20 protein-coding genes are annotated in these 25,110 nt (G+C 33.2%); 11 read left to right on the forward strand and 9 right to left on the reverse strand.

Annotated features, from left to right (window positions below):
- The 6 genes from IHE43_RS04880 (at nucleotide 1) to IHE43_RS04905 (ending at nucleotide 7,205) form a co-directional block, all read left to right on the forward strand.
- Entirely contained in the window at nucleotides 1-1,989 is a 1,989-nt protein-coding gene (locus IHE43_RS04880; protein WP_192186935.1) for a DUF3857 domain-containing protein, read from the forward strand.
- A 2-nt stretch (nucleotides 1,990-1,991) separates the two neighbouring features.
- Nucleotides 1,992-2,318: a nucleotide pyrophosphohydrolase gene (locus tag IHE43_RS04885; protein WP_012022600.1), complete on the forward strand. Its 327-nt coding sequence runs from the start codon at nucleotides 1,992-1,994 to the stop codon at nucleotides 2,316-2,318.
- A 135-nt stretch (nucleotides 2,319-2,453) separates the two neighbouring features.
- Nucleotides 2,454-3,677: a 3-phosphoshikimate 1-carboxyvinyltransferase gene (locus tag IHE43_RS04890; RefSeq protein ID WP_192186936.1), complete on the forward strand. Its 1,224-nt coding sequence runs from the start codon at nucleotides 2,454-2,456 to the stop codon at nucleotides 3,675-3,677.
- Between the two features lie 335 nt (nucleotides 3,678-4,012).
- Nucleotides 4,013-5,062, forward strand: coding sequence for a tRNA preQ1(34) S-adenosylmethionine ribosyltransferase-isomerase QueA (gene queA / locus IHE43_RS04895; protein WP_192186937.1), 1,050 nt, complete (start codon nucleotides 4,013-4,015; stop codon nucleotides 5,060-5,062).
- A gap of 218 nt (nucleotides 5,063-5,280) precedes the next feature.
- A complete protein-coding gene (kynU, locus tag IHE43_RS04900; RefSeq protein WP_192186938.1) occupies nucleotides 5,281-6,558 on the forward strand; it encodes a kynureninase in 1,278 nt (425 codons plus the stop codon).
- 218 nt (nucleotides 6,559-6,776) lie between these two features.
- Nucleotides 6,777-7,205: a YMGG-like glycine zipper-containing protein gene (locus IHE43_RS04905; protein WP_192186939.1), complete on the forward strand. Its 429-nt coding sequence runs from the start codon at nucleotides 6,777-6,779 to the stop codon at nucleotides 7,203-7,205.
- Between the two features lie 54 nt (nucleotides 7,206-7,259).
- Here IHE43_RS04905 and IHE43_RS04910 read toward each other — a convergent pair whose 3' ends face one another.
- Nucleotides 7,260-9,071 carry a hypothetical protein gene (locus tag IHE43_RS04910; RefSeq protein ID WP_192186940.1) on the reverse strand — a complete coding sequence of 604 codons (1,812 nt, stop codon included), beginning with the start codon at nucleotides 9,069-9,071 and terminating at the stop codon, nucleotides 7,260-7,262.
- Between the two features lie 183 nt (nucleotides 9,072-9,254).
- The gene (locus IHE43_RS04915) at nucleotides 9,255-10,817 is read right to left on the reverse strand and encodes a hypothetical protein (protein WP_192186941.1); all 1,563 of its coding nucleotides are present in this window, start codon (nucleotides 10,815-10,817) and stop codon (nucleotides 9,255-9,257) included.
- A 117-nt stretch (nucleotides 10,818-10,934) separates the two neighbouring features.
- Here IHE43_RS04915 and IHE43_RS04920 point away from each other — a divergent pair, with 117 nt between their 5' ends.
- Nucleotides 10,935-13,322: a penicillin acylase family protein gene (locus IHE43_RS04920; protein ID WP_192186942.1), complete on the forward strand. Its 2,388-nt coding sequence runs from the start codon at nucleotides 10,935-10,937 to the stop codon at nucleotides 13,320-13,322.
- A gap of 73 nt (nucleotides 13,323-13,395) precedes the next feature.
- Here IHE43_RS04920 and IHE43_RS04925 read toward each other — a convergent pair whose 3' ends face one another.
- From IHE43_RS04925 to IHE43_RS04950, 6 genes are all read right to left on the reverse strand, one after another.
- Nucleotides 13,396-13,845: a hypothetical protein gene (locus IHE43_RS04925; RefSeq protein WP_192186943.1), complete on the reverse strand. Its 450-nt coding sequence runs from the start codon at nucleotides 13,843-13,845 to the stop codon at nucleotides 13,396-13,398.
- A 148-nt stretch (nucleotides 13,846-13,993) separates the two neighbouring features.
- On the reverse strand, nucleotides 13,994-15,445 hold the full coding sequence (locus IHE43_RS04930) for a serine hydrolase (RefSeq protein ID WP_192186944.1): 1,452 nt from the start codon (nucleotides 15,443-15,445) through the stop codon (nucleotides 13,994-13,996).
- Between the two features lie 231 nt (nucleotides 15,446-15,676).
- A complete protein-coding gene (locus IHE43_RS04935) occupies nucleotides 15,677-16,144 on the reverse strand; it encodes a nuclear transport factor 2 family protein (protein ID WP_225585384.1) in 468 nt (155 codons plus the stop codon).
- A gap of 32 nt (nucleotides 16,145-16,176) precedes the next feature.
- The gene (locus IHE43_RS04940) at nucleotides 16,177-17,709 is read right to left on the reverse strand and encodes a serine hydrolase (RefSeq protein ID WP_192186946.1); all 1,533 of its coding nucleotides are present in this window, start codon (nucleotides 17,707-17,709) and stop codon (nucleotides 16,177-16,179) included.
- A gap of 76 nt (nucleotides 17,710-17,785) precedes the next feature.
- Nucleotides 17,786-18,592 carry an AraC family transcriptional regulator gene (locus tag IHE43_RS04945; RefSeq protein WP_192186947.1) on the reverse strand — a complete coding sequence of 269 codons (807 nt, stop codon included), beginning with the start codon at nucleotides 18,590-18,592 and terminating at the stop codon, nucleotides 17,786-17,788.
- Nucleotides 18,593-18,688: 96 nt separating this feature from the next.
- A complete protein-coding gene (locus tag IHE43_RS04950; protein ID WP_192186948.1) occupies nucleotides 18,689-19,282 on the reverse strand; it encodes a GNAT family N-acetyltransferase in 594 nt (197 codons plus the stop codon).
- 409 nt (nucleotides 19,283-19,691) lie between these two features.
- Here IHE43_RS04950 and IHE43_RS04955 point away from each other — a divergent pair, with 409 nt between their 5' ends.
- Nucleotides 19,692-21,035, forward strand: coding sequence for an NAD(P)/FAD-dependent oxidoreductase (locus tag IHE43_RS04955; protein ID WP_192186949.1), 1,344 nt, complete (start codon nucleotides 19,692-19,694; stop codon nucleotides 21,033-21,035).
- A gap of 92 nt (nucleotides 21,036-21,127) precedes the next feature.
- On the opposite strand, the gene IHE43_RS04960 is transcribed toward IHE43_RS04955, so the two are convergent.
- Nucleotides 21,128-22,645 (reverse strand): helicase HerA-like domain-containing protein, encoded by a 1,518-nt coding sequence (locus IHE43_RS04960; RefSeq protein ID WP_192186950.1) that lies wholly within the window; start codon nucleotides 22,643-22,645, stop codon nucleotides 21,128-21,130.
- A 379-nt stretch (nucleotides 22,646-23,024) separates the two neighbouring features.
- Between IHE43_RS04960 and IHE43_RS04965 the strand changes: the two genes are divergently transcribed.
- From IHE43_RS04965 to IHE43_RS04975, 3 genes are read left to right on the forward strand one after another with little or no spacing between them, the layout of a single operon-like run.
- Nucleotides 23,025-23,849, forward strand: coding sequence for a MotA/TolQ/ExbB proton channel family protein (locus tag IHE43_RS04965; protein ID WP_072969652.1), 825 nt, complete (start codon nucleotides 23,025-23,027; stop codon nucleotides 23,847-23,849).
- A 41-nt stretch (nucleotides 23,850-23,890) separates the two neighbouring features.
- Nucleotides 23,891-24,517, forward strand: a complete 627-nt coding sequence (locus tag IHE43_RS04970; protein WP_192186951.1) for a biopolymer transporter ExbD — start codon at nucleotides 23,891-23,893, stop codon at nucleotides 24,515-24,517.
- A 19-nt stretch (nucleotides 24,518-24,536) separates the two neighbouring features.
- Nucleotides 24,537-25,094 (forward strand): biopolymer transporter ExbD, encoded by a 558-nt coding sequence (locus tag IHE43_RS04975; protein WP_192186952.1) that lies wholly within the window; start codon nucleotides 24,537-24,539, stop codon nucleotides 25,092-25,094.
- The last annotated feature ends 16 nt before the right edge of the window (nucleotides 25,095-25,110 follow it).

The following is a 25,110-nucleotide window of genomic DNA, read 5'->3' on the forward strand; positions in this document are numbered from 1 at the left end:
ATGAAGTTTCAAAGCTTAATAATAATTTTTGTTTTTTTCTGTATTTCAAAAATTAATGCCCAAAATTATGAATTAGGGAAAGTGACTGTAGCGCAATTACAGGAAAAAGTGCATCCGAAAGACACTACTGCACCTGCGGCAATCATTTTTAAGAAAGGAAGAACTTTTTTTACTTACAATAATACTAATGGTTTTTCTGCGAATCATGTTTATGAATTTAAAATTAAAATTTATAAAAAAGAAGGACTTGCCTGGGCAGATCAAAAAGTCCGATTTTATATTGGTTATGAAAAACTAAATGAAGATCGATTGGAGTTTTCACAAGGTGTTACTTATAATTTGGAAAATGGTTCAATTGTCAAGACAAAATTGGACAATCAGGGAACTTTTAAGAAGAAAATAAATAAATATTGGAATGAGAAAACCATAACATTACCAAATGTAAAAGTAGGGTCGATTATTGAATATAAATATATCTTAAAAACAGAGAATATTGTAAAACTTCCGGATTTTGATTTTCAATATGAAATTCCTGTTGATTATTTTGAATATAAAACCGAGATTCCTGAATTCTACATCTACAAGACGATTTTAGTCGGAAGGACACCTGTAACATCAGATTCTAAAATTGTTGCAGGAAGCCAGAGTTTTGAGAATGAGCACAACCAAACGAGCACACTTTACTTCAGACAAGTTAATTCTCTATTTAGCGGAAAAGATATTTCTCCATTAATATTAGAGCCTTACGTAAATAATATTGATAATTATAAAGGAAGCATTCAACACGAGCTTGAACGCATACGTTATCCAGAGCAGCCTGTAAAAGATTTTACAATGACTTGGGAAGGAGTTGCCTCAACTATTTTTAAGGACGAAAATTTTGGAAAAGAACTCAGTCAAAATGATTTTTTGCTGGAAGATGTCAAAAAATTATTAGGGAATGTTGAATCGCTTAATGAGAGATTAAATATCATTTTTAAATTCGTTCAGAATAAAATGAACTGGAATGAAGAGAATGGTTATTATACTGATATAGGAGTTAGAAAAGCGTATACAAATCAAACTGGAAATGTAGCCGAAATCAATTTTATATTGATTAATATGCTGAAATTGGCCAGTGTAGAAGTAAGTCCGGTTTTGGTCAGTACAATTGATAATGGAATTCCTGTATATCCTACAAGAACTGGTTTTAATTACGTTATTGCTGCTGCCGAAATTGATGGAAAACAAATCCTGCTAGATGCTTCTCATAAATTTACTTCGCCAAATATTTTGCCTTTAAACGTGTTGAATTGGAAGGGAAGACTGATTGAGAAAGATGGGACATCAAAAGAAATTGATTTATATCCGGTTTCAGTATCTAAAGAATTTTCAAATACAGTAGCCAAATTAGATGCTTCGGGTAAAATAGAAGGAAAGGTTAGAGTGCAAAGAACAGATTATGATGCTTATACTTTCAGAGTTGAAAATGCAGATAAAAATCAGGAAAACTATCTTGAAAAGTACGAAGAGCAATTAGGCGATTTGAAGATATCAGATTATGCAATTGAAAACAAGAAAACGAATTTTTCAAATCCGATTATAGAGACTTTTTCTTTTAGTTCAGATAATCAATCGGAGATTATTGGTGGTAAAATATTCATTAATCCGTTATTGTTTTTTACCAGAACAAAAAATCCTTTTACGCAGGAAAAAAGACAAATGGGAATTTATTTTGGATATCCAACACAGGAAAAGTTCAATTTAAATTTAGATATTCCAGAAGGATATGTTGTAGAGTCAATACCAACTCCTGTTCGAATCTCTACTGAAGATAAAGCGATAACTTATATTTTTAATATTTCTAACGTAGGGAATAAAATTCAAATTAGTTGTATAAAAGAGATTAACAATAGTATTTTTGCAGCAGATGAGTATACTGGATTGAAAGATATTTTTCAGAAAATTCTTGCCAGTCAAAATGAAAAAATTGTTCTTAAAAAAATATAACGATGGATTTGAAAAATGCCCAACTTGATGTTGATACCTGGATAAAAGAACACGGAGTTCGCTATTTTAACGAATTAACCAATATGGCACAACTTACTGAAGAAGTAGGTGAAGTAGCCCGAATTATCGCGCGCCGCTATGGTGAACAATCTGAGAAAGAAAGCGATAAAAACAAAGATTTAGGCGAAGAATTGGCTGATGTTGTTTTTGTAGTTTTATGCCTCGCGAATCAGACCGGAATAGATCTGCAAGCCGCTTTTGATAAAAAAATGGATTTGAAATCGGTTAGAGATAAGGATCGTCATAAAAACAACGATAAATTAAAATAATTGTGAAATATCACTCATAAGTTTTGAATTATGAGTTTTGAATTTTGAATTATGAACGGGGAGTGGTAAATTTGCATGGCTGAATTACGTTTCTAATCATTCATAATTCATAATTTACAACTTACAATTAAAAAAATGAATTTACTACTTCAGACAACTCAACATAACTTACAAGGACAAATTGCAGTAACAGGATCAAAAAGCGAAACCAATCGTTTATTGTTGTTAAAAGCATTATTTCCAAATATTACACTTGCCAACACTTCAAACTCTGATGACAGTGAGGTAATGCAAAAAGCTTTGGTTGGGAATGATGAAATTGTAGATATTCATCACGCCGGAACAGCAATGCGCTTTTTAACAGCTTATTTTGCTGTGAACGAAGGCAGAGATGTAGTTATGACAGGTTCAGGCAGAATGCAGGAGCGTCCGATTAAAATTTTAGTGGAAGCTTTAGCACAATTAGGTGTTGAAATCTCATATGAAAAAGAAGTAGGTTATCCACCTATAAAAATCAAAGGAAAAAAAGTTACCGCTTCAAAAGTAACTTTGGCAGCGAATGTTAGCAGCCAATATATTTCGGCACTTTTATTAGTAGCTTCAAAATTAGAAAATGGTTTAGAGTTGACTTTAGAAGGAGAAATTACTTCAATTCCTTATATCAAAATGACTTTAGCGTTGCTGAATGATTTAGATATTCAAACTAGTTTTGAAGGAAATGTCATTAAAGTTTATCCTAAAGAAACTGTTGCTTCAAAAGAAATGGTTGTAGAATCTGACTGGAGCTCGGCATCTTACTTTTTTAGTTTAGTGGCTTTGGCTGATACGGCTTCAATAACATTAACCAGTTATAAAGAAAATAGCTTACAAGGAGATTCTGAATTGGTTTCATTTTATGAGAAATTAGGAGTGAAAACAACGTTTCAAAATAATAAAATGACATTGGTAAAACAAGAGAATTTTAAATATGAAACCATAAATTTTGAATTAAACAATACACCGGATATTGCGCAAACAATCGTTGTGACATGTTTAGGTTTGGGAATCGGTTGCCATTTAACAGGTCTTCATACTTTAAAAATTAAAGAAACGGATCGATTGGAAGCATTAAAAATCGAGCTTACAAAATTGGGAGCTACTATTTCTGTTACAAATGATTCATTGACTTTAACAGCTTCAGAAAATATCAACCATAATGTAAAAATTGCGACATACAACGATCACCGTATGGCAATGGCATTTGCTCCATTAGCTCTGAAAGTTCCAATTATTATCGAAGATGCAGGAGTAGTTTCAAAATCATACCCGGATTTCTGGAATGATTTAGAGACACTAAACTTGCAAATTTCAGAATTGTAAATTTTCCACCATATAAGAAATAGAAGTTCATTTAAACAAAATGAGCATAATTTGAATAGCCTCCAGTTTTAACTGGAGGTTTTTTTGTTTTTATTTTCGGCTTTAGCCAAATAATTACGTTTCAATTCTTTAGAATCCAATTTAAATGAACTTATATTTCTAATATAGTGAAAAAAACGTTTTTTAACGGTCCCAAACCATCAGTAAATCAACGACTTTTGAAAATAAACATCAAAACACTTGACAACGCCTATCTCACAATCGTATATTTGCACACGATTTATAATTTTAGATATAAAATCTAAGATCTACACTTTAAAATCAACAATTCAAATATGAAATTATCACATTTTCAATTTAATTTACCAAAAGAACTTTTAGCAGAATTTCCAGCAGAAAACAGAGATGAGTCTCGTTTAATGGTAATCGATCGTCAAAAACAAACTATAGAACATAAAATGTTTAAAGATGTTATCAATTATTTTGATGACGGAGACGTTTTAATTCTTAACAATACAAAAGTTTTTCCTGCTCGTTTGTATGGAAACAAAGAAAAAACAGGAGCAAGAATCGAGGTTTTCTTATTAAGAGAATTAAATTCTGAGCAACGTCTTTGGGACGTTTTGGTTGATCCGGCCAGAAAAATCCGTATCGGAAACAAACTTTATTTTGGTGATGACGATTCGTTAGTTGCTGAGGTAATTGACAATACAACTTCTCGTGGTAGAACTTTACGTTTTTTATATGACGGTTCTTACGAAGAATTCAGAAACAAATTGACAGAACTTGGAGAAACTCCAATTCCTAAATACATCAACAGAGAAGTAACTGCTGAAGATGCTGAAAGATACCAAACTATTTATGCAAAAGAAGAAGGAGCTGTAGCTGCACCAACTGCAGGTTTACACTTCTCAAAACACCTTTTGAAAAAATTAGAAATCAAAGGAATAAACTTTGCTGAGGTTACACTTCACGTTGGTTTAGGAACTTTTAATCCGGTTGAGGTTGAAGATTTATCTAAACACAAAATGGATTCTGAGGAACTGATCATCAAACAAGAAGCTTGTGATATTGTAAACGAAGCAAAAACGAAGAAAAAACGTATCTGTGCTGTTGGAACGACTTCAATGCGTGCTATTGAAAGTTCAGTTTCATCTCAAAATACTTTAAATCCTTACGAAGGTTGGACAAATAAATTCATTTTTCCACCTCACGATTTTAGTATTGCAAACTGTATGATTACAAATTTCCACACACCAAAATCAACATTATTAATGATGATTTCTGCTTTCTGTGGACATGATTTAATGAAAAGAGCATACGAAGAGGCAATTAAAGAAGGATACAAATTCTATTCTTACGGAGATGCAATGTTGATTATCTAATTCATAGAATTATTAAATATTTAAAACCTGTCATTGATGACGGGTTTTTTTATGGTTTTTGGTCTCAGTCTCAGTCTCAGTTTGCATTCAGTCTTCCGTCACAGTTTGAAAACTGAAAACTGCGACTGCGACTGAAAACTTTAACCAAAACTCAAAACGTGTTAATTTTTGATAGAATATAGTAAAAGTTGTTATTTTTACGCCTCAAAACAAAAACAATGACTTTTCAAAATACACGCGAATTCGCACGAGAGCTTGATTCGCAAGACACTTTAAATCACTATCAGGAGCAGTTTATTTTTCCGAAAGTGAATGACAAACGCGTAATTTATTTCACAGGAAATTCCTTAGGATTACAACCAAAACGCACCAAAGCTTATATTGACGAAGTAATGAACGACTGGGCCAAATTGGCTGTTGAAGGTCATTTTTATGCACAAAAACCGTGGTGGGATTATCAGGAAAGATTTGCAGAACCATTGAGTAAAATTGTAGGGGCTTTGCCTTCAGAAGTTACGGTAATGAACACTTTGACTGTAAATCTTCATTTACTGATGGTTTCTTTTTATCAGCCAAAAGGCAAACGTTACAAAATTATCTGCGAAGAAAAAGCTTTTCCTTCAGATCAATATATGTTTCAGAGTCAGGTTCATTTTCATGGATATAAACCAGAAGATGCGATCGTAGAAATTAAACGTCGTGACGGTGAACACAATATTCGCTTAGAAGATGTCTTAGCAAAAATTGATGAAGTTGGTGATGAACTAGCTTTGGTTTTAATTGGAGGAGTAAACTATTATACCGGACAGGTTTTCGATATCAAAACCATCACAGCAGCTGGCCAAAAAGCGGGTGCAAAAGTTGGTTGGGATTTAGCACATGCCGCCGGAAATATAAAATTAGAACTTCACGATTGGAATGTCGACTTTGCTGCCTGGTGCAGTTATAAATACATGAATTCAGGTCCTGGAAATGCTTCAGGCTGTTTTGTTCACGAAAAACATCATAATGATCCTGATTTGCCAAGATTTGCTGGTTGGTGGGGCCATAACAAAGAACGCCGTTTTAAAATGGAACCAACTTTCGATCCTGTTCATGGAGCAGGAGGATGGCAAATTAGTAATTTACCGGTACTTTCTTTAGCACCTTATTTAGCATCAGTAGAAATGTTCGCTGAGGTTGGAATGGATGCCTTAATTGCAAAAAGAGATCATATCACGTCTTATTTAGAATTCATTTTGCATGAAATTGATAAAGAAGTTAAAGGTAATTTCGAAATTATTACACCCTTAAATCCTTTGGAAAGAGCGTCTCAATTATCTGTTTTTTTACATGGAGAAGGAAGAAGTTTATTTGATTATTTAATGAAAAACGGCGTGATTACCGACTGGCGTGAACCGAATGTAATTCGTTTAGCTCCGGTTCCGCTATATTGTTCATATGAAGATATGTACGATTTTGGACAAATTCTGAAAAAAGGAATTTTAGAGAAATAGTATTAATCTATAAAAGGAATCTCGGCAAAGTCGCGAAACCGCAAAGTTTTATTTTCTTTGCTACTTCGCGACTTTGGTATCATAAGCGGATGAACTTTGCATACTTTGCTTTTAAATACGCGAAATCGTGAAATTCTGTAACCTTTATTTTAAATCATGTAACATCATAAAAAAGTATCTTCTTTACTTTGTAGTGTATAATTATTAAAACTACAACCATGAAAGCCTTATATGTATTATTTGCCGTATTATCTATTGTTTCTTGTCAAAACCAAGGAAAAGAAGATATCAATAAAGCAAAACAAGCCAGCATTGATTCAATGAAAGTTGAAATTAATAAACAGCGCGTTATTGATTCCATGAAAACTGAAATGGCAAATTTAGAAGCAGAAAAAGCAAAAGCACAAGAGCAAAAAGTTGTAGTTGTTCATCAACAAGACGGAACTGCAACAACGACAACAACAACTAAAAAGAAAGGTTGGAGTTCTACCGCTAAGGGTGCTGTAATTGGTGCCGGAGTTGGTGCTGCAACAGGAGCGATAATCAGTAAGAAAAAAGGTGAAGGTGCTATTATTGGTGGTTTGGCCGGAGCCGGAGTTGGTGCCGGAACGGGTGCTATAATTGATGGCAGTAAAAAGAAAGAATAATATTGATATAAAAAAGAAGCCCCGATTTAGAATTCTAAATCGGGGCTTCTTTTTTTACGCTATTTCGTGGGAAGGAATATTTATAGAGATTAGTTCTAACTTATAAAAATCAATTTGGTATTTAATTTTTTCTGTTTCGCTTTTGAAATAAAAAGTCGATTCGAACAAATTATGATAGTATTCAATTCCTTCTAAAAGATTTGCTTTGAAACTATTCAATTTTTTAAGCTGATTGGCTGTGATTTCACCTGAAATACTTTCAATTTCATTTCTAAAATAATCCACATACATTTTCAATTCCTTTACAAACAAATTAGGGCGATTATTAGCTCGTAAAACAGACTTGTTTCCGTAAATATGTTCTACCATATGCTTTAAAGAAACTTCCTGGTCAAAATAAGCCATATTAGGCCCGGGACAAATTACAACACCTTGCGCCTGACCTTTAATTTTGATGTCGTTTTCTAAATAAGAAGAATTGGCCAAACCAACACATAAACAAGATTTTTCAGTAATTTTTACTTTTGATTTTTCAAAGGCATCAGCAGAAAGTGTGTCTTTTATGTTTTCTAATTCTGCTAATTTTATATCCTGATATTTTTTTGAAGCAGTACAAATTCCGTGTGGATCATATTCTTTGCTTAATGCCAGGAATTTTTTCGGGCATGAACTTCCTGCCTTGTTTTCCTGAATTCTTTTCTGTTTTAGAATTTCATTTGTAGTTCCTTTCAAAGTATTAAATGGAACTCCTAAAGGCGAAATATGACTTAAATACAAATCTCTTTCTTTCGCATTAATCAGTAAATTTCGGGTGGTCTGATCTACAGAAGTGGCCTCAGGAACCAATAAAAATGGAGTTCCCCAGCCTACAGAATCGATATTGTAATTACTTAATAGAAATTCATGCTCTTCTGAAGTTCCTACGCCACCCTGAACGGTAATTTTTAGTTCTAATGCCTGATCTGGATAAGGTGCGTTTTTTTGCTGTAACGCTTTTACCATCAACTGATGAGCAGATTGAACTAACTGCTCTTTTTTCTGTTTGAATTCTTCCAGAATTGTTCCTAGTAAAAGCCCGTCGGTTGCAAAAGCATGTCCTCCACAATTTAAGCCTGATTCAATTCGATATTCAGAAACCCAAAGTCCTTTTTTGGCTAAAAAATTTCCCTGAATCATAGCCGATCGGAAGTCACTTACTTTTAAAATAATTCTCTTTTTAAGCTGATTGTTTTCATTTGGAAAGAAATCAGGAAAATTCTCAAAATAACTGTAGAGCCTCGGATTCATTCCCGCAGAAAGTACTACTGAAGATTCGAGATTACTATTTGCAAAACCTCTTAAGGCTGCATGAGCATCATTAAATTCCAATGGAAGTTGCTCATTTTTAACAAAATTATCTTTATCCAGTTTGGTCATTATATTGACATCAATTTCTCCAACAGAAAGATGTGATTCAATAAAATTTTGAATATTTTCTTTAAAAGAAATCCCGTCTTCTAATAAGTTTTGGAATCCCTTTTTGATATCAGATGAATTAGGAAGCATCGACATAAAATTTTCTAAAGCAGTCTTACTTTCTGCTAATTCGGTTTTAAAACTTTCAAATTTTTGTTTGACAATTTTATCTACTAAATTTAGATATGACGTAATTCTTTCGGCACGATAATCGTGAAATTTCTGACTTATTTCTTCGTGTGGAAAATGGAATTTGGTACTGTAAAAATTACGCATCTTCTCAATTAACTCATCATCAGCAATAGAAATTACTGATGAAATTCCATATTGCGCCACTCGTATTGGGCTGTCAATGGTATAAGCAAGTCCCATTACCGGAATATGGAAAGTATGTAAGGTTGTTTTTTTCATTTGTTTTCAAATTAAAATAAAAACAAATGTTAGAAAAAGCATTTTCATAAAGCCTGATAATTGTCAGGTTTATAGTCGGATTGAAAAGTGTTTGCCACGAATTTCACGAATTTACACTAATTTTTTAGCAACTATGAGAAAAAAATAATTCGTGTAAATTCGTGAAATTCGTGGCTAAAAAATCTATATCAAAATCTTCTTCAAAGATTCCGCAATACTTCTCCATAAAAAGTTGTAGAAGGATTTTTCCTGTATTCGTTCGACTTCGACATCGGCCGTTTTTGCTTTTTCTTTTGAATCATTTTTAACCAATAAATTAACAATCGCAGATTTTAGCTTAGCCTCTTTTTCCGGATTTTTTTTCTTGTATAATTTTACCTTTAAATCATCATAATCTAATGAAGCGTTTCCTTTTGAAATATTGTCATTTCCATAAAAATCAAATCGGTATTTATTGAAAACTCCGGTAAATGAAGCATTCATATAAGGCTTGCTGAATCGGCCGATGGCTGCGACATCAAAATTTGAAATAACTCCCTGAATATGAAAACTGTCCTTTTTATCCAAAACATTGAAACTCCAATCAACATTTAAAGGAGAAGTTTTCATGAATTGACAATTGATTTTAATCTTCACATCAGCTGTCTTTTTCAAACCAAAACCACTTCGAAGATTAGTTGCCCGCAAATTAAAATGATCGAAATTTAATTTTCCGGGGCCTTTTGAAAAGTCGATTTCTTCCTCATAAACCAATTTTGATTTGAGAACCTGTAAAGTATCAATCTGAAGCGGAAATTTAATATTTCGCAATAAATGATTATAAAGATATTTTTTGCTTAAATCATCTTTCGGCATTTTTCCACGGTAAATATTAGCGTCCAAATGATTCATCACAACTGAGTTTGCCTTAAAGAAAAAGCGATCATTTTTAAATCCCCAATCCATTTTGTTAATGTGAACTGAGTCCGCTTTTAGAGTATAAATGTCTTTTTCTTTTTCTACTTTTTGAACAAAGGTTTTTCGGTTATATTCGGGCAGCATCGAAAACTTCTTTATTTTTAAAAAGTTGTTTTCCGTGCTGATTTGGCCAATATCCATACGATAAAACGGATTAGGTTTATAGTATAAACTATCACAAACCAAAACATATTTTTCATACTGCATCGGAATTTTTTCCTTTAAAGTTGCATCTGTAATTAAAATGCCTTCGAGTTTCAGCAGAATATTTTTAACGCTGAAAATAGGTTTATTATTTTTCAAATAAACAACATCAACACTTCCGTCATTGAGGTAAATATTAGAAACGGCAACGACTTTTCGAAAGGGTTCTATAATTTCAGTCCGAATACTTTTGCTATTATTTAAAAGCTTGTCATTCTTTTTATATAAAATAACCATGGGTTTATTAATAATGATACTTTCAGCCTGAATAACATCGCGAAAAGCTAAATCCCAAATATTGAAATGTTTGATCGTAATTGATTCAATTTTAGAATAAATTCCGGTTTTTATCTTAGTATTTTCAAGTTGATTTTTTGGATGAACTAATAAAGTTTGGGCATAAATATTTCTCGACCAAAGTGAAACTTCGATCTTTTCGTAATTAATATTATAAGCAGTTTTATTTTTCTCCTCAATAATAATTGGCAGTTGTTTTTTAATCCAATAATTCAATCCGAAATTGATTAAAAGCCCAAAAACAAAGACTGAAATTATGCCGATTGCTATTTTTTTGTAGATTGACATTTGTCGTATTGATTTTAAATCTAAATTTAAGCTTTTAAAATATATTGTTTCTTATAGGATTACTTCTTTAAGTTACATCATTACCAAATTATTTTTTATTGTTATACTTTTTTGAATATGAAAAAAATTAAAAAAATCCTGTTGGTTTTAGTAATCATAATTGTTCTTGTGGGAATTGGTTTATGTGCTTATATTTTTCATTTGAAGCCTAAATACGAAGGTGAAGTTCAGCTGAAAAATCTGCAGAAGGAAACGACAGTTTATTTTGATGATTTTGGTGTTCCTCATATTTATGCCGATTCTGAAAAAGATGCGATGACAGCGCTGGGTTATGTACACGCACAGGAAAGATTATGGCAAATGGAATTGCTACGCAGAATTGCGCCAGGACGTTTGTCTGAAATATTCGGATCAGTAGCACTTAAAAATGATATGTTTTTCTCCGGAATTGGTGTCGAAGAAGCATCGGCGAAAGCCATTGCCAAATTAGACAAAAACAGTCCAAGCTATCAATTGACCATGGCCTATCTGGATGGAATAAATCAATATTTGGATGAAGGAGTAACACCAATTGAATTTACTTTGGTGGGAGTAAAAAAGGAAAAATTTACCATAAAAGATGTTTATAATATTTTTGGATATATGTCTTTCAGTTTTGCGATGGCTCAAAAAACAGACCCGTTATTGACTGATCTTCGTTCCAAATACGGAGCTGCATATGTGAAAGAGTTAGGAATTGAAGGAGAATTTAATACAACTAAAATTAGAAACTCAAAAGAGAATTTAGAAGAGTATAGCGAGATCTCAAAATCTGTAGCGAGTTTGCTGGATAAATCTCCAATTCCGCCATTTGTTGGTAGTAATAGTTGGGTTGTTGGACCCAATAGAACCAAAAACGGTAAAGTTATTTTTGCAAACGATCCGCATATCGGATTTTCGCAACCTGCCACCTGGTATGAAGCACATTTAGTAACGCCGGATCATGAATTGTATGGTTGTTATTTGGCCGGAACTCCGTTCCCATTACTGGCACACAACCGCAATTATGCCTACGGCTTGACCATGTTCGAAAATGATGATATCGATTTTTATCAGGAAACAAATAAAGCTGATGATGCAAATCAATATCAGACACCAACGGGATTTGCAACTTATGAGTCCAGGAAAAAAACAATTAAAATAAAAGATACATCAGATGTAGTTTTGACAGTTAAATCAAGTCGACACGGGCCAATTATGAGCGATTTGTTAGCAAATCTGAAAAGTAAAAAGCCAATCGCCATGTCGTGGATTTATACGCAACAACCTATTCAAATTTTAGATGCGGTCTATGGACTTTCGCATGCAAAAAGTAAAGACGATTTTAGAAAAGCAGTACAATTGGTTGCCGCTCCGGGATTAAATGTAATGTATGGCGATGCCAAAGGAAATGTGGCCTGGTGGGCGACAGGAACGCTTTATAAACATAATAAAGGAGTGAATTCTTTTTTTATCTTAGATGGCGCCAGCGGAAAAGATGATATAACAGAATATTTAGATTTTACTAAAAATCCATCGGCTGAAAATCCGAAATGGGGTTATGTATATTCAGCTAATAATCAACCGGAAGCGATTGATGGTTATTTGTATCCGGGTTATTATTTACCGGAAGACAGAGCCAAAAGAATTTCAGGTTTAATGAATGCAAAATCAGATTGGGACAAAGAAGCCATCAGCAAAATGATTTTTGATAATACCTCTTCGGTTGCGACTGGAGTTGTTCAGAATTTAATTGCAAATCTGGATAAGAATAAGATTTCAGCTGAAGAAAAAGAAGTACTGAATGTTTTGAAATCATGGAAAGGAACAACGAATTTAGAAGATGTAGCCCCAACGATTTACAACAAATGGATTTATTTGTATTTGAAAAACACCTTTGAAGATGAAATGGGCAAAGAAGCTTTTACTATTTTTCTTGGAACGCATTTAGGAAAACAAATTATTGCTCGACAAATTGTTAATGAAAATTCAGTTTGGTGGGATAACGTCAAGACTAAAAATGTAAAAGAAACCAGAAGTGAAATTGTTTCAAAATCGTTTCATGATGCCGTTTCGCAACTTACGGCACAATTAGGCAATACTATTGGAGATTGGAATTGGGGGAAAGTACACACCGTTGAACACGAACATCCGCTTGGAAAAGTAGCTGCTCTGCGTAAATTATTCAACGTAGGACCTTTTGCTGCACCCGGATCAAATGAAGTAATTAATAACCAGTTTTTTGGTTTTAATGATGAAGGAAAATATTATGTAAAAGGTGGGCCGTCAACAAGAAGGGTAGTAGATTTCTCTGATATTGAAAATAGTTGGAGCATTATTCCAACCGGACAATCCGGAAATCCATTTAGCGAGCATTACAACGATCAGGCAGAAATGTTTAACGCTGGTAAATTCAGGAAAATGAAACTGAATAAAGAGGAGATTATAAAAACGTCAACAAAACTGCTATTGAAACCAAAAAAATAAAAAAGTTTCAAGTTTAAGGCAAAGGTTCAAAGGTTTTAAACCTTTGAACCTTTGCCTTTGCAATTTTGAACCTTTATTTAGATATATACTTTCCTTTCACAATATCAGTAGCAAAAATATTCAGGTTATTAATTAGTGCTTTATTAGTCGTCATAATATTGGTGGATTGATATGCAGTATCTTTTTCATAAGCCTTTAATAACGTCTCTAGTTCTACTTCATCATAAAAAGCAAACACGTTATAGATAGCATCCCTAAAGTTTTTGTAATTAATACTTTCTGTAATTTCCATTGTTTTTTGTTCGTTCCAGCCTTCTTTGGCAGAAGCCTCATTTATTTTGGTTAAACAATAATCAACAACATAAGTCTTGTAATGAGCTGCTTCGATAATTTTGTCGACTATAATTTTATTTTGTTGAGTCGGCATTGCCGGAGGCGGAGGGTTGGTTTGAGAAATAGAAATCGTTGGAATAAAAAGACATAGCAAGAAAGCTAAAAAGGCGAACTTTTTTAAATTTTTCATAGGTTATTTTAATGTTTTTGGGTACGGCTAAAATAGTATTTTTTATGACAAATTATGGAATTTGAATGTTAGAAATTGTAACAAAAAAAACTTCGATAATACCTTTTTTAAATCGGTACTATCGAAGTTGCCTTGTAATTTTTTAAGATTATTTTTTTAAAATTCCTTCTAAAGCTTTTTTTCCACTTTCGTTCTTTGGATCCAGTTCAATAGATTTGGTGTAATTTGCAATAGCAAGATTTTTATCTCCATCGGCTAAATAAGCTTCGCCAAGACTGTCGTAAACATTTCCTGATTTAGGAAAGTTTTCTACATTAATTTTAAAAGCTTCAATGGCTTCTTTCTTTTTGCCACTTTGCAATAATTGATACCCAATACTATTCATATCCTCTTCTTTAATGCGATAAGTTGGATCGTTTTTTAATTTTTTATAACGCTCTGTACCAGCAATTGCACCCTTTTCTGAATATACATCCAAAAGTTCAAGTGCCAATGATTTTTTAGGTTCATTAAAAGGCTGATTGTATAAAATAGCTCTGATTCCCTCGTTGATTTCACCTAAAATTGTACCGCCAGTATTATTTAATAAGACTACTAAGTTCTTATCTGCAGGAACTCGCGAAATAACAGTATTAAATCCGTTGATGCCTCCTCCGTGTTCAATAATTTTCAATTTAGCTTTGTTTCCGTTTGGAGCTTCTTCTAAAAACCAGCCATATCCATAAGCACTATCGCCAAATTTAATATAAGGCTTGAACAACGATTCCATTGACTTTGCAGAAAGTAATTTATTGGTATAGAGTGCCTGATCCCATAAATACAAATCTTCTACAGTAGAATACAATGATCCTGCTGCATAAGGAATACTCATATCAAGATAAGGAGAATTTCGAATTATTTTGCCTTGTTTTTCATAACCAGAAGCTCGGTTTTTAAGAATAATCTCAAAATGATCGTATCCTGTATTGACCATTTTTAAAGGCGTAAGAATTACTTCCTGCAAATATTGCTCATAGGTTTTGCCTGAAACTTTTTCAATGATATAACCCAATAAAAAATATCCGGAGTTGCTGTAATTAAATTTTTCGCCTGGCGTAAATTCAAGTGGTAGACTTGAAAATGTCTTTACAAATTCTTCAGGAGAATAAGGATTTCTGCTTTTCTCTTTAAAGAAATTGGGAGCCGAAGTATAATTCGGAATTCCGGAAGTATGCGTTAGCAAATGATGAATGGTTATTTTATCTCCGTTTGCTTTTGGATAATCCGGCAAATAAGTGGTTATCGGAACATCAAGTTTTAGTTTTCCATCTTCAGCCAGTTTAACAAGCAAGAAAGCCGTAAATTGTTTGCTAATTGAACCTAATCTGAATTTAGTGTCGGGCTGGTTTGGAATATTCCACTCCATATTAGCAGAACCGTATCCTTTCTTGAAAATAACTTTTCCATTTTCTGAAACAAGCGCAGATCCGTTAAATTGCCCGTATTCGTTGTATTTGCTTAAGAGCTGGTCGATTTTTTTTGCTTTGTCTTGCGCGGCAACATGAAAGGTAAACAGTTGTGCCAAAATGCAGACTGCAAATAGTTTGATTGATTTATTCATGTGATTGATGATTATTGATTAAGGTTAATGATTCGTTGTTTGATTTTTTTGATTGATGATTGAAACTGTTTAATCATCTGGAATTTAATTTGTTATACGAATGTACAAATTAAAATGGATGATGATGTTTGCGTTTGATTCTTGTTAGACGATTCAAATGCGATTTGGTTTCATGAACAACCAATTTTTTTCTATTTTTTTTTAAAGTGATAAAACGACATAAAAAAAGAGCTATTTTTTAATAGCTCTATGTTCATAACTAACAATTCTTTTTAATACCCAATTTTTATCTTTTCTTTCCCAAATATGAACGAATTTTCCGGTTCCTGTGGGCTTTCCATTAACATAGAAAGTGTGTTCGCCAATTTGCACGGCCCCAAAATCACCTAATTTATCAATGGTACAGGAATTTAATTTTCGGGTCAGTTTCTCAGATCTTCCACATTTATCAAGTAATGATTTTATTTCATTTCCTTTCGAGGTGTTTAAGCCGGAACGATCATCGTAAAATTCGATATCATCAGCTATTATTTTTTTGAAAAGTGCTGCATCACATTGATTAAAAGAAACATCAAATAATAAACTGTCCATCTTAATGATTTCTGTTTTTAAAACATCCATTTTTAAAACATCACTATTGGTCTGCGCTTTTACTTCCCTGCTTAAAAAAAGCATGAAAAGAACTAATATATTCATCATTGGTTCCATAGTTTTGATTTTTCTGCTATTCATTATTTCGTTTCAATATCAATCAGCTTTTGCCCGTTTTCTCCAAGATAATTCAAAAGAAGTTTTTCATAAACCTTGTAGCCGTCATCTACATTGGTAAAAATAACTAAGCCTTGTTTTGTTTTTGGAAGAAGAAAAAATAACGTCTGTACGCCTTGATCTGCGCCACCGTGCGACAAAGCATAATTGTCATTTCCTAAATCATAGATTTCAAAACCCAAACCAAAGTATTTGTCTTTTTTCTTTTGGGCCACCTGATGCGAATTCATCTCCTCAAAGACCTTTTTGGTCAAACCGTCACCGTTCATCACACTGCATAAAAAAGTGCCGTAATCCTGAATGGTGGTTAATAAATCATCGGCCGCATTTGCGGTTTTATTTTTAACAGGTTCGTAAGTATTTCCTTTATTGTCATAGTTTATAGCATATCTCGAAGTATCGGTTATGTCGTTCCAGGTAAATTTAGTATCATTCATTTTTAGCGGTTTAAAAATTAATTCATCCGCTAATTGATCAAGTGTTTTGTGGAATCTCTTTTCTAGCGCTTTTTTCAAGTACTCAATTCCTTCTCCCGAATACGAATATTGAGTTCCGGGTTTAAATTTGAAATCTAGTTTTTTAGATTCGTTCATATATCTCCAGTTCGGGAAACCAGTTTGATGACTTAAAATGATTCTTGTAGTTAATAATTTATGATTGGGATCATCAGCAATATCCGGATCGATCCAGTATTTATCTAGAGGTTCATCTAAATTCCATTTTCCCTGACTAACTAATTTCAAAGCCACGATTGTGGTTACGGGTTTGGTTAAGGATGCTACATTCCAAATAGTATTATATGGCGCTGTAACGCCTTTTTTAAGTTCGCCAAATACTTTTATTTCCTGAAGTTTTCCGTTGTTGATAATGCCAATTCCAAGAGTTGGAACATTGTTTTGTTTCAGCCATTTTTCAATTTCCTCGTTATTGTCAAAAATAGTTGATTTGGTTCCGGCTGTACTGGTCGATTGATGATCGTAACTAAAAGATCGTCTTAATTTCCAAACGCCATTTTCTAATAGCCAAACATGAGTAAATTTGGCTGTACTGCCAAAATGCTCTTTTGCATCTGCAAGGGATTCATTTTTTTCAACTGATTTTTCATAAAATTGATGAATGCCCATTTGCATCGCACCGTATAAAATACCTTTTTTGTATAAAGGATAGATCTCGGTACTATTAGGTACCAAATATCTTCTGGACTTATAAGTATCGGTCGAACGACACAAACCTTTTTTAAGATTTTTTAGAAATAGCGCTTTGTCTGAAATGCTGTCTTTGTCGTGATAAAATTCAAAATCGTCAGCTAATAAGTTTTCAAAGTGGGAGATGTCGCAAGTATTAAAGCCAACATTAAACAGAAGGCTGTCTTTAGCCATAATAGTTTTGTATAATGTGGAGTTTTTCTCTTCCTGGGAAAATCCGAAATGGATTTGGAAGAATAGAAATCCAATTAAAATAATTTTTAAATGGGAAATTAAGTTGTTGATTTTCATCTGTGATTGATTATTGATTAATGATTTTGCAAAATTAAATCAATCATCGATCGCAAAATTGTAAAAATGCGAAATCTTATCTTTTTTTGGAAAGAAAATACGAACTTGAATTGAACATTTTTGGAGTTGTTTTGGTCACATCTTTAAATTGTTTTATAAAATGCGACTGATCAAAATATTGATTGTAAAGCGCGACATCAGTCAGTTTTAGTTTTTCTAAATCAGAATTCACCATTTGATCGACTGATTTTCTGAATTTCAGAATCTGAATGTGTTTTTTAATCGTAAGTCCGGTTGCTGATTTGAATTTAATTTGAAGCATTCGTTGAGAAGCATTTAAACTTTTCCCAATTTCAGAAACTGTAATTTCTTCATGATGCTGTTTGATGATTTCGCAGATTTTTTCGATTGTATTTTTTGTTAAATGCGCCGAATTTAATTCTTCAAAATAAGTATTAATGATATTTAATAAAAAGGAAATATCGCTATTTAAACTAGAATCAATTTTAGTTTTAAAAGGCAATTCAGTTTCATCAATTTTGATAATAGAATCGATAAAATTATTCAAATCATAATTCGGAAAGAAGGAAAGCGTCCAGGCATGTAATTGAATAATGGTAACTTTAGTTTTCGGCTGAATATTAACCAAAACTTTGTTGGTCATTTGCGAACAAAAGTAAAACCCTTCGTTCATTACATATTTGTTTTTGCTTGTATGAACTTCTATCGCATTTCCGCTTACAAGGGCGAGATTAAAACAGCCATTAGGTAAAACAAGTTTGTTTTCGATCAGGCTTTCGCCGATGCTGTTGTCGAGACACCAAATCTTATTCACGAACCGTTCGCAAATTTTGCTGACATAATGTTCGGAATATAGGTTCATTTACGGAATTATGTTAGAGAATTTTTTCTGGTTTTTGAAGTAAAATTTCTACGCTAAATTACCATTTTTTAGATTACAATAATTCAATGTGTTTTTTTAGTCAAATTCAGAAAAATAATCTCGTTTAGTAGTTTCCCAGTCCTCCAAAATTATGCTATAATAAACATCATCTTTACTCTTTCCTTCAGAATCAACATAATTATTTCTAAAGATACCTTCTTTTACAGTACCCAATTTTTCAATCGCTTTTTGTGACTTCTTGTTTTCCAAATCAGCACTAAATTGTATTCTTCTGAATTGAATATTTTCGAAACCAAAATTTAATAACTCATATTTACAGGCTTTGTTTAAACCTGTTCCCTGAAATGCTTTTCCATACCAGGTCCAGCCAATTTCGCATTTTTGACTGGCATGATTTAAGTATCCATATCTTGTACTTCCGGCAACTTTATTTGTGGCTTTATCAATAATTAGAAATGGATAACAAATCCCGTCTGCTTTTTGTTTTAAGGTATTTTGAATGTAGTTTTCGAAGTCATTTTTGGTTCGCAAATACATTCCCATATATTTCCAGATTTCATCATCAAAAATGATTTCTTTGAGTTCGATGTTTCTTTCGTTTTCAAAAGGGATTAATAATACTTTTTCGTTTTCTAAAATGATGTTTGATTGTAATAATTCGCTATTCATTGGTTTTAGGTTTTGCCACAAAGTCACAAAGACACAAAGTTTTTTTTCACGCAGATCGGGCAGATTTTTTTTAATCCTTTAATCTGTGGCTATTAAAAAAATTGCGCTTTTGCTGTCTTTGCGAGATTATTTCTTCAGCTAAAGTAGTCCTTTTCATATTTCTAATAAATCATTAAAAACGGGATTTTGTTATGAAAACGAGTGCCGCATGAGGGATAGGAGCGGTATCTCCCGATTTAGAAAAACAAGGCTTTTTAGCCATAGTTTTTGTTAATCGGGAATATAGTGGATAGCCCGACCCGCTTTTTTCGGCGGGTCATGCCCATATAAATCATAAATATTTCCTTTATTTTTAAGCTCTTGTAGAATTATTACTTATTTTTACGATCTTATATTTAGATTTTTCTTGATGCAAACTTCACTAAAAATTGCCGTTGTAGGTTCTGGATTGGTAGGATCGCTGTTGGCAATTTACCTTAAAAAAGCAGGTCATACCGTTCATGTTTATGATCGTAGTCCTGATATTCGCAAAATTAATTTTTCGGGCCGTTCTATAAACCTGGCAATGTCTAATCGGGGCTGGAGAGCGCTTGATGGTGTTGGCGTCGGAGATGCTGTTCGCGAAATCGCGATTCCGATGGACAAACGTGCGATTCATTTGGTTGATAAACTCAATTTTCAGAACTACGGACAGGAAGGCGAATCGATTTATTCGATTTCAAGGGGAACTTTGAACCGAAAAATGATTGATCTTGCGGAACAGGCCGGAGCGGAGTTTTATTTTGAAGAAAAAATCTGGGATGTGACGCTGAGCGATGCGACTTTGCATATTGGCGAAACTGAAAGAGGGGAGTGGGAAGAGAAAAAATACGATATGGTTTTTGGTGCCGATGGCGCTTTTTCAAGAATCCGTCACAGAATGCAACGCCAGAGTATGTTTAATTATTCGCAGGAATTTTTGAATATGGGCTACAAAGAATTGAATATTCCGGCTAATGCCAATGGAACTCATAAATTAGATAAAAACTCATTTCATATTTGGCCTCGTGGTAAATACATGTTGATTGCGCTTCCTAATTTGGATGGAAGTTTTACATGTACTTTATTTATGCCTTTTGAAGGTGAAAATTCGTTTGAATCGCTTACAGACCGAAAAATGGTGGAGGATTTCTTTGAGAAAAACTTCCCGGATTCGATTGAAGTGATTCCGAAGCTGGCTGAAGATTTCTTTAAGAATCCAACCAGTACTTTGGTAACGATGAAATGTTTTCCGTGGACATATGAAGATAAAATTGCTTTAATTGGAGATGCTTGTCACGCCATTGTTCCGTTTTATGGACAAGGAATGAATGCCGGTTTTGAAGATATTACGGTTTTAAATGAAATGATCGAAAAGTACGGAAACGACTGGAAAAAGATTTTCTCTGAATATCAAATTTCACGCAAACCAAATGCCGATGCCATTGCAGAACTATCATATCGCAATTTCATGGAAATGAGTACAAAAACTGCTGATGAAAAATTCTTATTACAGAAGAAAATCGAAAAAGCATTTTCTGATAAATATCCTGATAAATGGATTCCGCTTTACAGTCGTGTAACTTTCAGCGATCGCCCCTATGCTGAAGCTTTGGCAATTGGCGATTTCCAAAACGGAATTATGGAAGAGATTCTAAAACTCAATAATATTGAAAATATTTGGAACACGCCAGAAGTAGAAAATAAGATTCTGGAGTTGTTGCAAAACGCATAATTTCAATGGCAATGGCAATTACAATATCAAAAATCAATTAAAATTTTGCCATTGATATTGTAATTGCTTTTTGATATTGCTATTGATTTTTTTTATTTTTTAAAGATTTTTGATAACACCCCAAAAACACCTCTTATAAAGGTAGCACTTGTAACGACTTTCAAAACGGATTTCCCTACAACACTTGCTGTGCTAGGTTCTGATTTTGAAGCTTTTGTTGGTGCTTGTTCTTCTTGTTCTGCAGCTGCCTGTGTTGCATCTGCAATTTTTTTGTTTAATAATTCGTAGGCACTTTCGCGATCAATTTCCTCGTTATATTTTTTTACCAGTTTCGATTTATTGTTTATTTCGTCAATTTCTGTTGAAGTCAGAATATCCATTCTGCTTTGTGGTGCACGCATCATGGTGGCAACAAGCGGTGTCGGAACTCCTTTTTCGTTTAAGGCTGTAACCAAAGCTTCTCCAATTCCTAAACTGGTCAATAATTCATCTGTTTTATAATAAGGAGAAGTAGGATAATTATCTGCTGTTTTTTTAATGGCCTGACGGTCGTTTGCTGTAAAGGCTCTTAAGGCATGCTGAATTTTTAAACCTAATTGAGCCAAAACTCCACTTGGAACATCCATTGGGTTTTGAGTTACAAAATAAACACCAATACCTTTAGAACGAATTAGTTTTACTATCGTTTCAATTTGTTCTAATAATACTTTACTTGCTTCGTTAAAGATTAAGTGCGCTTCATCAATAAAGATCACTAATTCAGGTTGTTCTGAATCTCCTTTTTCGGGCATTTTCTGGTAAATTTCAGCCAATAAACTCAGCATAAAAGTCGAGAATAATTTAGGTTTGTCCTGAATATCCGTCAGGCGGATGATGTTTACGTAGCCTTTTCCGTTTTCGTCAATTCGCATTAAATCATCAATTTCAAAAGACAATTCGCCAAAAAACAAATCGGCTCCCTGCTGCTCCAATTCAATGATTTTTCTCAAAATCGTCCCGGTTGTTGCTGTTGAGATTTTGCCATAACTCTCCGCGATTTCGTCCTTACCTTCCTCAGTTATATAATTAATGACTTTTTTGATGTCTTTTAAATCTAGTAATGCCATCTGATTATCATCACAATATTTAAAAATTACAGCAACAACTCCGGCCTGAGTATCATTTAAATCCAAAATTCGGGAAAATAATACCGGACCAAATTCAGAAACAGTTGCGCGCAGGCGAACTCCGTGTTGTTTTGATAATGACATTAATTCAACTGGAAATGATGCTACATTATAAGGTATGTTTATTTTAGTGTGGCGCTCCGTTATAAAACCTTCTTCTTTTCCTTCTTTTGCAATACCACTAAAGTCACCTTTAATATCCATCATTAAGACAGGAATTCCAGCATTTGATAATTGCTCAGAAAAAACCTGAATAGTTTTGGTTTTTCCGGTTCCGGTTGCTCCGGCAATCAGTCCGTGGCGGTTTAATGTTTTTAAAGGAATCTTTACGTGTGCCTCTGCAATTGGTTCTCCATCCAGCATAGCACCTCCCAAAATGATACTGTCACCTTTAGAAAGATAGCCTGTATTGATATCCTGAATGAAATTATCTTTTTTATTCATGTTTTATTTGTAATTTAGATGATTATAAGAGTATTGCTTAATTTTTTAAGAATTTTGATATATATATTTTAGTAGGAAAAAGCTATTTCTGATTAAAAATATGATAAAAAAAAATTTCGCAACTTTTTAAGAAGATATCAATGGAATCTTTGAATATTTACTAAAACGTTGTAATTTTCCCATAATTCGTGCTGTTTTTTGTTTTATCAAAAAAATAGAGTTGGCAATTTAATGAGATATTTTTTAAATTGACGTTAAATTTCCTTCAATAAAATTAAAAAAAGTTTTTTTATTTAAACTAAACGTATAAATTTGCTCCTCTACAAGTTAAATATAACTAAAAAATAAAAATTATTTAAAACTATTAAAATTAAAAAAAATGGCAAACGTTAAAGTTAAAAAAGAAAGCACTTCAAATGGAGGAGGAATGATTACTGGAATCATTATCGTAGCGTGTATTTTAGTTGGGGTGTTTATTTGGAAAGTAATCATGGGAGATTCTGCAAACTTTGAAGGTGGAAATCCAGAAACAGGTCATCCAATCAATACATTAGGACAGGTATATAAAGGAGGATTTATTGTACCAGTATTATTAGGTATGTTTTTAATGGTTGTTGTTTTTTCAATTGAAAGATTTATCGTTATCGGGAAAGCTGCTGGGAAAGCAAACTTAGATACATTTATGAAAAATGTACAAGCTAGTATCAAAGAAGGAAACATTGAGGCTGCTATCGCTTCATGTGACAAACAACAAGGTTCAGTTGCAAATGCAATTAAATCAGCTTTGATTAAATATCAAGATGTGAAAAAAGAAGGTTTCAACAGTGAAGAAGCTTCTGAAGTAATTCACAAAGAAATCGAAGAGGCAACTTCATTAGAAATGCCAATGTTAGAAAAAAATATGACTATTATCTCTACTTTAGTATCATTAGGAACTTTAGGAGGATTATTAGGAACTGTATCAGGTATGATTAAAGCGTTTGGTGCATTAGCTTCTGCTGGAACTCCAGATCAGGCTGCTCTTGCAACAGGTATTTCTGAGGCACTTATCAACACTGCAACAGGTATCTCTACTTCTATCTTAGCTATCGTTTCTTATAACTTCTTTACTGCTAAAATTGATGATTTAACTTACTCTATCGATGAGGCTGGTACTACAATCGTGAATACTTACAGAAGATTCAGAGGAAGTTTGAAACAATAATTAATTTTTGATATTAATTATCAGAATAAAAATAAAAGAGAATGGCTAAAATAAAAATGAAAAAAAAGTCAACATCGACAGATATGACTGCCATGTGTGATGTTGCGTTCCTTTTGCTTACGTTCTTTATTTTGACCGCTACTGCTAAGGTGCCTGAAGCACTTCCTGTAGACATGCCTGCTTCCGTTGCTGAATTTAAATTGCCTGATACAGATTTGGCAATTATTACAGTAGGAAAAGGTGCAGACGGGAAAAGCAAAGTGTTTTTTGACCTAAAAGGTAGAGAGATTCGTAAAAAAACTCTTGAAGGAATGGGGGCAAAATTCGGTATAACTTTCACAGAAGAGGATAAAACTAAATTTGCTTTAATGGATGACTTTGGTGTTCCTGTTGCAAATTTAAAGCAAATCATTGACATGAAAGCATCTGACAGAGTGAAAGCAAATCAACCTGGAATTCCAATCGATTCTTTGGACAATCAATTAAAAGAATGGCTTTTAGTTTCAAGAAGAGCTTCTATCGACATTGATGATAAGGAATTGCAGATTGCAATTAAAGGAGATGCTAAAGAACAGTATCCACAAATTAAAAAGATTATGGATATTCTACAAGATCAGAAAATCAATTCCTTTAACTTAGTTACAGGTACAAGAGGAAAAGACTTTTAATTAAAAAAGATACACTAAAATGGCTGAATTAAATACCGGCGACGGTGGTGGCGGAAAAGGTGGTAAAGTAAGAAGTAAAAAGCAAAATTCTAAAGTCGATTTAACGGCAATGGTGGATTTGGCATTCTTATTGATCACGTTCTTTATGTTAACCACATCGTTGTCAAAACCTCAATCGATGGATTTGTCTTTGCCAAATAAGGAAGATGATAAGACGAAGACAGAAGATACTAAAGTAGATGAGAATCTTACTATGACTGTGATATTAGGAGAAAATAATAAGTTGACTTATTATATGGGATTATTGTCTGCACCTAAAGTTGGACCAAAAGATATTGCATATGGTAAAGATGGTATTCGTAAAGAATTGCTTAAACGAAAGAAATTAGCTTCAGAATATGCTGCTTCGATAGGAAAACCTAAAAATGGAATTATAGTTATCATTAAGCCAACTAAAAAATCGAATTACCGTAATTTAGTGGATATTTTGGATGAAATGGCTATTAGTGGAGTTAAAACTTATGCTATTGTTCCTGAGTTTACACCGGAAGAAAATAAATTGGTAGAGAAAAAGTAAGGTTTGTCTTATTTTA

This window comes from Flavobacterium sp. MDT1-60 (genome assembly GCF_014844035.1).
Lineage (GTDB): Bacteria > Bacteroidota > Bacteroidia > Flavobacteriales > Flavobacteriaceae > Flavobacterium.

Coding starts and splice junctions, on each gene's coding strand:
- IHE43_RS04910 (WP_192186940.1), bottom strand. CDS start 9,071: ATGAAAAAAACAACCTTACATACTTTCCATATTCCGGTAATGGGACTT.
- IHE43_RS04940 (WP_192186946.1), bottom strand. CDS start 17,709: ATGAAAATCAACAACTTAATTTCCCATTTAAAAATTATTTTAATTGGA.
- IHE43_RS04890 (WP_192186936.1), top strand. CDS start 2,454: ATGAATTTACTACTTCAGACAACTCAACATAACTTACAAGGACAAATT.
- IHE43_RS04965 (WP_072969652.1), top strand. CDS start 23,025: ATGGCAAACGTTAAAGTTAAAAAAGAAAGCACTTCAAATGGAGGAGGA.
- IHE43_RS04885 (WP_012022600.1), top strand. CDS start 1,992: ATGGATTTGAAAAATGCCCAACTTGATGTTGATACCTGGATAAAAGAA.
- queA (WP_192186937.1), top strand. CDS start 4,013: ATGAAATTATCACATTTTCAATTTAATTTACCAAAAGAACTTTTAGCA.
- IHE43_RS04930 (WP_192186944.1), bottom strand. CDS start 15,445: ATGAATAAATCAATCAAACTATTTGCAGTCTGCATTTTGGCACAACTG.
- IHE43_RS04915 (WP_192186941.1), bottom strand. CDS start 10,817: ATGTCAATCTACAAAAAAATAGCAATCGGCATAATTTCAGTCTTTGTT.
- IHE43_RS04945 (WP_192186947.1), bottom strand. CDS start 18,592: ATGAACCTATATTCCGAACATTATGTCAGCAAAATTTGCGAACGGTTC.
- IHE43_RS04960 (WP_192186950.1), bottom strand. CDS start 22,645: ATGAATAAAAAAGATAATTTCATTCAGGATATCAATACAGGCTATCTT.
- IHE43_RS04935 (WP_225585384.1), bottom strand. CDS start 16,144: ATGATGAATATATTAGTTCTTTTCATGCTTTTTTTAAGCAGGGAAGTA.
- kynU (WP_192186938.1), top strand. CDS start 5,281: ATGACTTTTCAAAATACACGCGAATTCGCACGAGAGCTTGATTCGCAA.
- IHE43_RS04955 (WP_192186949.1), top strand. CDS start 19,692: ATGCAAACTTCACTAAAAATTGCCGTTGTAGGTTCTGGATTGGTAGGA.
- IHE43_RS04925 (WP_192186943.1), bottom strand. CDS start 13,845: ATGAAAAATTTAAAAAAGTTCGCCTTTTTAGCTTTCTTGCTATGTCTT.
- IHE43_RS04905 (WP_192186939.1), top strand. CDS start 6,777: ATGAAAGCCTTATATGTATTATTTGCCGTATTATCTATTGTTTCTTGT.
- IHE43_RS04920 (WP_192186942.1), top strand. CDS start 10,935: ATGAAAAAAATTAAAAAAATCCTGTTGGTTTTAGTAATCATAATTGTT.
- IHE43_RS04950 (WP_192186948.1), bottom strand. CDS start 19,282: ATGAATAGCGAATTATTACAATCAAACATCATTTTAGAAAACGAAAAA.
- IHE43_RS04880 (WP_192186935.1), top strand. CDS start 1: ATGAAGTTTCAAAGCTTAATAATAATTTTTGTTTTTTTCTGTATTTCA.
- IHE43_RS04970 (WP_192186951.1), top strand. CDS start 23,891: ATGGCTAAAATAAAAATGAAAAAAAAGTCAACATCGACAGATATGACT.
- IHE43_RS04975 (WP_192186952.1), top strand. CDS start 24,537: ATGGCTGAATTAAATACCGGCGACGGTGGTGGCGGAAAAGGTGGTAAA.